At 40.7% G+C, this 8,743-nt stretch carries 7 protein-coding genes; all 7 read left to right on the forward strand.

Going from position 1 to position 8,743, the window contains the following annotated elements; genetic code table 11:
• A partial coding sequence (gene ezrA / locus AC1DUW_RS15935) for a septation ring formation regulator EzrA (protein ID WP_477642940.1) occupies positions 1-1,652 on the forward strand: 1,652 nt, incomplete at its 5' end.
• A gap of 334 nt (positions 1,653-1,986) precedes the next feature.
• A complete protein-coding gene (locus tag AC1DUW_RS15940) occupies positions 1,987-3,135 on the forward strand; it encodes a cysteine desulfurase family protein (RefSeq protein ID WP_053347310.1) in 1,149 nt (382 codons plus the stop codon).
• Positions 3,132-4,343 (forward strand): tRNA uracil 4-sulfurtransferase ThiI, encoded by a 1,212-nt coding sequence (thiI, locus tag AC1DUW_RS15945; RefSeq protein WP_053347309.1) that lies wholly within the window; start codon positions 3,132-3,134, stop codon positions 4,341-4,343. Before AC1DUW_RS15940 ends, thiI begins: the two co-directional genes overlap by 4 nt.
• An 82-nt stretch (positions 4,344-4,425) precedes the next feature.
• Positions 4,426-4,632 (forward strand): alpha/beta-type small acid-soluble spore protein, encoded by a 207-nt coding sequence (locus tag AC1DUW_RS15950; protein WP_053347308.1) that lies wholly within the window; start codon positions 4,426-4,428, stop codon positions 4,630-4,632.
• A 134-nt stretch (positions 4,633-4,766) separates the two neighbouring features.
• Positions 4,767-6,350, forward strand: coding sequence for an acyl-CoA synthetase MbcS (gene mbcS, locus AC1DUW_RS15955; RefSeq protein ID WP_053347307.1), 1,584 nt, complete (start codon positions 4,767-4,769; stop codon positions 6,348-6,350).
• Positions 6,351-6,494: 144 nt separating this feature from the next.
• Entirely contained in the window at positions 6,495-8,096 is a 1,602-nt protein-coding gene (locus AC1DUW_RS15960) for an amidohydrolase (protein WP_477642941.1), read from the forward strand.
• A 79-nt stretch (positions 8,097-8,175) separates the two neighbouring features.
• The coding region (rarD, locus tag AC1DUW_RS15965; protein ID WP_477642942.1) for an EamA family transporter RarD at positions 8,176-8,743 on the forward strand (568 nt) is incomplete at its 3' end.

Below are 8,743 nucleotides of genomic sequence, written 5' to 3' on the forward strand. Positions count from 1 at the left end.
TTATTTGGGGTTATTTTTTCAAAAAGAGATTTTTTAAAGAGATTGATCGTCTGGAATCCTGGAAAATAAGCATCATGCACCGCCCCGTGCTAGAAGAGCTTTCTAAGGTCAAACAATTGAACATGACTGGTGAAACAGAGGAAATGTTTGAAAACTGGCGTATTGAATGGGACGCTATCATCACGGATCATATGCCGGAAGTCGAGGAGCTTTTATTCGATGCCGAGGAGCTTGTTGATAAATACCGTTTCAGCCGTTCAAAAGAGGTACAGCGGAAAATTACTGTCAAGCTGAATGAAATTGAAGAAATGATTAAAAAGATTCTTTACGAATTAAATGAACTTGTAGGCAGTGAGGAAAAGAATAGAATAGAAATTGAGGATATTAAAGAATCCTACCGTCAATTAAAGAAATCATTGCTTGCACACCGCCATAATTATGGGAAAGCTGCTGAAAAGCTAGAGGCCTCTTTGGATGAAGTACTGCAGATCCTTCAAAAATATGAAGAAGAAACTGAAAATGGGAATTATTTGAACGCTAGGGAGCTTGTACTTTCCATAAAGGAAAAGCTTGCAGTCTTATCTGCTAAAATGGAGATGCTTCCAAAATTATTGGTTGATAGTCAATCCGAGCTGCATTCTCAACTTCATGAATTAAAAGATGGATATGAGGAAATGTCCGGACAGGGGTATCTGTTAAGTCATATCCAATTCGAGCAGGAGATTTCACGGCTTGAAGAAGAACTGGATCTATATAAAACACAATTGGAAAATGCCGAAACTGAAGCTGTTGATAAAGGGATTAAAGAGATGCGTGAAAGTATTGACGTACTTTATGACCTTCTGGAGAAAGAAGTGCTTTCCAAACAGTATGTCTTGAAAAATGATGAAGTCCTCAGGAAAACGATAAGTGACCTTGAATATGAAAACGATAAACTCAAAGTTGAGACTATACATGTTCAACACACCTATCATCTAACTGAAAATGAGTTGGATGCACAACGGAAAATGGAAAAGCAAATTGTACAGATTTCGAAACGCCATCAATTGCTTGTCTTGAAGATGGAGGATAATGTGATGGCAAGCTCGCTTATCAGTGAAGAGATGCAAGGGCTTGCGGCACAGTTGAACGAATTGCAGGAATACCAGAAGGAATTTTCTGTTAAATTACAAGCTTTAAGAAAAGATGAAATGGATGCACGTGATTCACTGGCGGAGTTGAAACGGAAAATGGTTGATACAAGCCGTTTAATTGCAAAAAGTAATATCCCTGGTCTACCTGAAGAGTATAAAGTGGTGCTTTCTGATGCAAAAGAAAGCATAGATGACGTTCATAACAAACTTGAAGAAAAGCCGCTTGAAATGGCAGCTGTTTATATCTTTTTAGAAAAAGCAGTCAAACAGGTTAACAAGGTCTACGAAAAGGCACAAGAGCTAGTTGAGCATATGTATTTAGCGGAAAAAGTGATTCAATTCGGAAATCGCTACCGCAGCAGTCACGCTACCGTTGCCGATAGCTTAAGAGAAGCTGAAGCGAAATTCCACAGCTATGAATATCAAGCTGCATTGGAAACAGCAGCCGCGGCAATAGAAAAGGTCGATCCAGGCAGCTTACAAAAAATTGGAGAGAATATAGAAGAAGTTCTTTCCTGAAAACCCGCTATGGCGGGTTTTTTCGTGTGTTTTATTAATGGTAGAAACACATAAAGTTAAGATAACTTCATATTCGTTATCCAAAATATTGACTAAAAAAAGCGTGAAACGTGATAGATTTCTTGCAGAACGAGTTTTGAGAAGAAAATATAATCAATGTCTATTAAGACAATATCTATACAACTGGCCTTTCATGTTTTCACAGGTGTTTGACCAGCGTTTTACATTCTCTTTCAATTTCAACTATGTTAATATTAGAAGTCGCAACAACAACATTTGAAACGACATATAGAAGTATGACCATCATAGATACAAAAACATGGAAGGTGAACCCATGATTTATTTTGATAATAGTGCAACAACAAAACCATATTCAGAAGTGATTGAATCTTTCATAAAGGTTTCAACTGACTATTTTGGCAACCCCTCTTCGCTTCACGGGCTTGGGGTTCAGTCAGAAAAATTGCTTTCTGCTGCAAGAAAACAGATTGCTCAATTATTAAAGGTGAAAAGCTCGGAAATTTATTTTACTTCCGGGGGTACAGAAGGAAACAACCTGGCGATTAAAGGAGCCGCTTTTTCACATGCTAACCGAGGGAAACATATTATCACGACAGCAATTGAACATCCTTCTGTAGAAGATGCATGCCATTCATTAACGAAACAGGGATATGAAATTACTTATCTTCCTGTAAATGAATATGGTCAGGTAGCATTAGCAGATCTCAAACATGCTTTAAGAGAAGATACCATTTTAGTATCCGTTATGCATGTTAATAACGAAGTGGGCTCGATACAACCAATTGTTGAAATTGGAAAATTGTTGAGGGAATACCCACAGGTACTCTTCCATGTTGATAACGTTCAGGGGGCTGGAAAGATTTCTCTTTCACTGCGTGATGCTAATGTGGATTTATGTACCATATCCGGTCACAAAGTTCACGGCTTAAAGGGAACAGGTATCCTTTACATACGTGATGGCGTCCGGATTGATCCGCTTTTTCACGGTGGCAATCAAGAGACGAAAATCAGGAGCGGTACCGAAAATGTCGCGGGAATCGTCGCTCTTTCAAAAGCCTTCCGTATTAGTATGAACAACCAGTTGCTGTATCATGATAAGCTACAGCAAATCAATAAATATTTATATAAAGGTTTGCAAGAGATAGATGGAGTACTAGTTAACAGTCCTGAAGAGGGAGCACCTCATATTTTGAATTTTTCCGTTCCGGGACTCAAATCAGAAGTATTGCTTCATGCTCTGGAAGCGGATGGGATATATGTTTCGACGACTAGTGCCTGCTCTTCGAAAAAGAGAACGGTAAGCAAAACGGTAGATGCAATGTTCCATAATCAAGCTCGTTCCGAAAGTGTTATCCGAATCAGTACTACCTATAGCAATGAAATGGAAGAAGCAGAAAAAGTTCTGGCGGCGATACAGAAAATAGTCGCTAATTTAGAAAAAATAATGAGGGTTGCAAAATGAAATTTGATCATATAATTATTCGCTATGGCGAAATCTCTACGAAAAAAAGAAACCGTAAAGGCTTTGTGGACAAGATGAAGGCGCATATCCGCTGGAGTTTAAAGGATATCGAGGGCGTTGTGCTTACAGCCAATCGGGAACGGATGTATGTTCTCTTAAACGGGGTCGACCATAAGCCCGTCATTGAACGGTTAAAAGGAATTTTTGGCATCCAGTCTTTAAGTCCTGCGATTAAAATTGAACGTGATTTAGAAGTGATGAAAACGGCTGCGTTATATTATCTTAATCATACTCTTGAAGAAGTGGGCACGTTTAAAATCACGACAAAACGAGCAGATAAAGACTTTCCATACAATACCGATGAAATTAACCGAGCACTTGGCGGCCATTTGCTTCGCAACACGGAAGATTTAAAGGTGGATGTAAAAAATCCGGATTTGAATCTGCTTGTTGAAGTAAGACGCGAAGCAGTGTATTTAACGGGTGAGATCATTCAGGGAGCTGGTGGTCTTCCATTTGGTTCAAGCGGAAAGGCAATGCTGATGCTTTCAGGAGGGATTGATAGCCCTGTTGCCGGATTCCTATCCATGAAACGTGGATTGGATGTAGAAGCCATCCATTTTTACAGCCCTCCTTTCACAAGTGAGCGTTCACGTCAAAAGGTAATTGACTTGGCCGGCAAGCTTGCTGAGATAAATGGCAGCATGAAAGTGCATATCGTTCCGTTTACGGAAATTCAGCTGTTAATTCAAAAACAAATTCCAGAGAACTATTCTATGACGACAACTCGTCGTTTAATGATGCGAGTAGCCGATCAAATCCGTGAAAAAGAAGAAGCAATGGCACTGATCACCGGTGAAAGCCTTGGACAGGTAGCGAGTCAGACGATGAGCAGCATGTATGCCATCAATGAGGTGACGAATACACCGATTCTACGTCCGTTGATTACTATGGATAAAACGGAAATCATCAAAATTGCCAGAGAGCTCGATACCTTTGAAATTTCCAATCTTCCATACGAAGATTGTTGCACGGTCTTTACGCCAGCAAGTCCAAAAACTAAACCGAAACGTGAAAAAGTCAATTACTATGAAAGCTTTGTTGACTTCGAATCGTTAATTGCAAAAGCGGTGTCTGACACAGAAATTTTGACTGTTACACCGGGGCAGACATTCGATAATGAAGAAGCAATGGAAGACTTATTTTAATATCCTACAATTACCAATAAATAAGTACGAATGAAGCCATGTGTTTTAACACACTCTATAATCACAAGGAGGTGAAAAACACATGGCAAACAACAACAGCTCAAACGAATTATTGGTACCTGGAGTAGAACAAGCTCTAGAACAAATGAAATACGAAATCGCTACAGAATTCGGCGTACAGCTTGGTGCCGACACAACATCTCGCGCTAACGGTTCAGTTGGTGGAGAAATCACAAAACGCCTTGTTCAAATGGCTGAACAACAATTAGGCGGAGGATACAAACGATAATTTAATAAATATGGCTACAGAGAGCGGGTTCTAAACCCGCTCTCTTTATTTATTTGTAAAAATACATAGAAATATCAGAGGAGTATCTTGTATAATGAGTAGGTACTAAGAGTTCTTAATTGGAGGGGAAGAAAATGAAACGTGAAGATTTATTAGCTCCGGAACATTACAACTTAGTGAGTGAAATGGAACATTTTGCAAAAAATCCAGAAAAAGTTGCTGTACTTTGGGAAAGCGAATCCGGAGATAAAAAACAACTTACATATGAGAACTTATTAAAAAGTGCAAATAAAATCGGGAATGCCTTCCAGAAAAAGGGGCTTGGGAAAGGTGATACCGTCCTTATCATCATCCCACGTTTAGTAGAAGCTTATCAAGTGTATTTAGCCGCTTTAAAAATCGGCATGATTGTCATTCCATGTTCTGAAATGCTCCGTGCTAAGGATTTGGAGTTTCGAATCCATCACGGTGATGTAAAAGGAATTGTTAGTTATCATGAATACACTCATGAATTTGAGGAAGTAAAGGGAGCGGAAAACCTTCTTAAATTCTCAATTGGAAAACAAATGGAGAATTGGCTTGATTTGAATGAGCTTGCTGACGCGGAATCTGATCAGCTGCCTATGGCAGCTACAAAGAGTGAGGATATGGCCTTCTTATCGTATACTTCCGGAACAACAGGAAATCCCAAAGGAGTCGTCCACACACATGGATGGGCGTATGCCCATCTGAAAACGTCTGCAGCAAACTGGCTGGGCATTAGTGAAGGAGATGTGGTTTGGGCAACGGCTGGACCTGGGTGGCAAAAATGGATTTGGAGTCCGTTTTTGGCGGTTCTTGGCACAGGAGCAACTGGCCTTGCTTATCACGGAAAGTTTGAAGCGAAAAAATATCTACAGTTGCTGCAGGACTACAAAGTGAATGCGCTATGCTGTACACCAACAGAATACCGTCTGATGGCCAAGGTGGATAACCTTGACGACTATAATCTATCCGATCTTCATAGTGCTGTATCAGCGGGGGAACCTTTAAACCAAAAAGTGTTTGAGGTTTTTAAAAACCATTTTCATATCGAAGTCCGCGATGGATATGGACAAACTGAAAACACACTGTTGGTAGGTGTAACAAAAGGCATGGAAATTAAACTGGGCTCAATGGGCAAACCAACTCCGGGCAACCATGTAGAAATCATTGATGATACCGGTAAGCCTTGTCTTCCTGGTGTGGTAGGGGATATTGCAGTGCATGTAAATACACCTGCTCTCTTTAAAGAATATTTTAAAGATCCTGAGCGAACAGCGAAGCAATTCCGTGGTGACTACTATGTAACTGGCGATCAAGCGAAAATGGATGAAGAAGGCTATTTCTGGTTTGAAGGTCGTTCTGACGATATTATCATCAGCTCTGGATATACCATTGGACCATTTGAAGTAGAAGATGCACTCGTTAAACATCCATATGTGAAAGAATGTGCTGTTATAGCCAGTCCTGATGAAATACGCGGAAATGTGGTTAAAGCGTACATCGTGTTAATAGACGAAATAGATCCGAACAGCCCAGACTTAATCAAGACACTGCAAAAGCATGTAAAAGAATTGACAGCGCCGTATAAATACCCAAGGAAGATTGAATTTTTAGAAGAACTTCCTAAAACGACCTCCGGCAAAATCAAACGAGTAGATTTAAGGAAAAGAGAAGAGGCACTTCTTAATAATTAAATCAAAATCATTACCGTCAGCCCTCCGGCTGGCGTTTTTTTAATAACAGAGGATTTTTCAAAATCAAAAATATGGGAATTCATGAAATGAGATGTTACACTTACTGCATATTACGAAACATTTAATAAGGAGTGTAAAACGGGGATGGGAACGTTATGGTTCAATGGGTCGATTTATACGATGATAAAAGAAGAAGATCAAGTGGAGGCAGTCTTCACTGACAATGGTGTGATCGTTGATACCGGCAGGGTTGCCTATATAAAAGAAAAATATGCTGACAATATTTCCAGGGAAATCGACTTAAAAGGACAAACTATGCTGCCGGGATTAGTAGATAGTCATCTTCATTTGGTCGGGCATGGTGAACGACTGCTCCGTTTAGACCTTTCTTTGATGAATAGCCGGGAATCCATCATGAGTTCCGTAAAGAAAAAGTGCGAAATAACACCGGCTGGAAAGTGGATTGTTGCTGAGGGCTGGAATGAAAATGAATGGCCTAGTTCTGAATTGATTCTACGAGATGAACTAGATGCCATATCTACAGAGCATCCAATCGTTTTAAAACGGGTATGTCGTCATGCCCTGGTCGTTAATTCTCGTGCCCTTTTAGAAGCAGGGATTACAGAAGAAATAGAAGAACCGTCAGGCGGAGTAATCTGCCGTTATCCCGATGGACGTCTAAATGGTTTGTTTAAAGAAAATCAGGCCCAGAACCTTGTGTTAGACCGTCTTCCCGGCATTGACCAGGGCTATATCGAAAACGCGCTTACAGAGGCCATACAAGACGCATATAAGCTTGGTTTGACTGGTGGGCATACAGAGGATCTTTTTTACTACAATGGCTTCATGCCGACTTATCAGGCGTTTAAATCGGTCATTGAGGGCCGAAACATGACCTTTCGTGCCAATTTGCTCGTTCATCACCAAGCATTTGAAGAGATGCTGGCATCCGGTGGGCGGTATCAAGAAGGCACCCGATATATTAAATTCGATAGTATGAAGATATTTACCGATGGCTCATTAGGAGGACATACGGCCCTGTTGAGTGAGCCTTATGAAGATCAAAAGGATACGAATGGTGTGGCTATTTTCACTGAAAAGGAACTACAGGAATTGGTGCAAAAAGCAAGGCAGGCTGATATGCCAATTGCTGTTCATGCCATTGGTGATCTCGCATTTGATTATGTCCTGAATGCGATTGAAGCTTTTCCACCTAAAAAGGGTCTTCGGGACCGGCTTATACATGCACAGATTGTTCGCCCAGAACTCTTGGAGCGTGCCGCAAAACTACCGGTCATCTTTGATATCCAACCAGGTTTCGTACCGTCCGATTTTCCATGGGTCGAAGAAAAGGTTTCAGCAAAATTATTGGAATCCTCTTATGCCTGGAAAACGTATTTGAAGCTGGGGATCATTTGTGCGGGAGGGTCAGATGCACCGATTGAACCATTAAATCCAATTTTGGGGATTCATGCAGCTGTTACAAGGAAAAAGATTAACAGTGATGATGAAACAGTGTACGGCATGGATGAAAGGCTTTCTCTTTATGACGCTTTCGCGCTTTATACAAAAGGCAGTGCGGCTRCGATTGGTCTTGAAAACCGGCGTGGTCAGATCATAAAGGGATATGACGCCGATTTTACCGTGTTTAACCGGGATGTCTTAGCTATAGAGCCAGATGATCTTCTGAAAGTTGAAGCTGTCATGACGGTCATTGACGACCGAATAATGTATGATAAAAAATAACAGTTGCAAAACATGAAATAGGTAAGCAAAATATTAATAGGATTTCGATAAAGGAATGTAATTAGAAAGAAGGCAGGTTATGAAAGTGGATGAACAAAAAGAAGGGGCGATCTATGCAGCCCTTTCTTATATGATGTGGGGAGTTGTCCCGATTTACTGGAAGTTTCTTCAGGGAGTCGGTGCAACAGAGATTTTGGCGCAGAGGGTATTATGGTCTTTCGTCTTCATGCTTGTTTTATTGATTTTCATGAAAAAATGGCAAGCGTTTCTGGATTATGTCAAAAACATAATGGGTAATCCCAAATTATTCGCCGCATTGCTTACGGCATCACTGCTTGTTACAGCTAATTGGGGAGTGTTCATCTGGGCTGTTAACTCAGGACGGATTCTCGACACGAGCCTCGGCTATTATATCAATCCGCTAGTCAGTGTTTTGTTAGGAGTAATAGTCTTAAAAGAAAAATTGAGCGGGGCACAGATTGTGTCTTTCCTACTCGCCGGAATCGGTGTATTAATACTTGGTATTCATTTCGGTACGATCCCCTGGGTCTCTCTAGTCTTGGCCATGACCTTTGGGTTATACGGTCTGGCAAAAAAAATGATTAAGGCCGAATCAGCAATCGGGCTAACACTCGAAACGATGATGG

The organism is Peribacillus sp. P4_C12 (assembly GCF_056402095.1).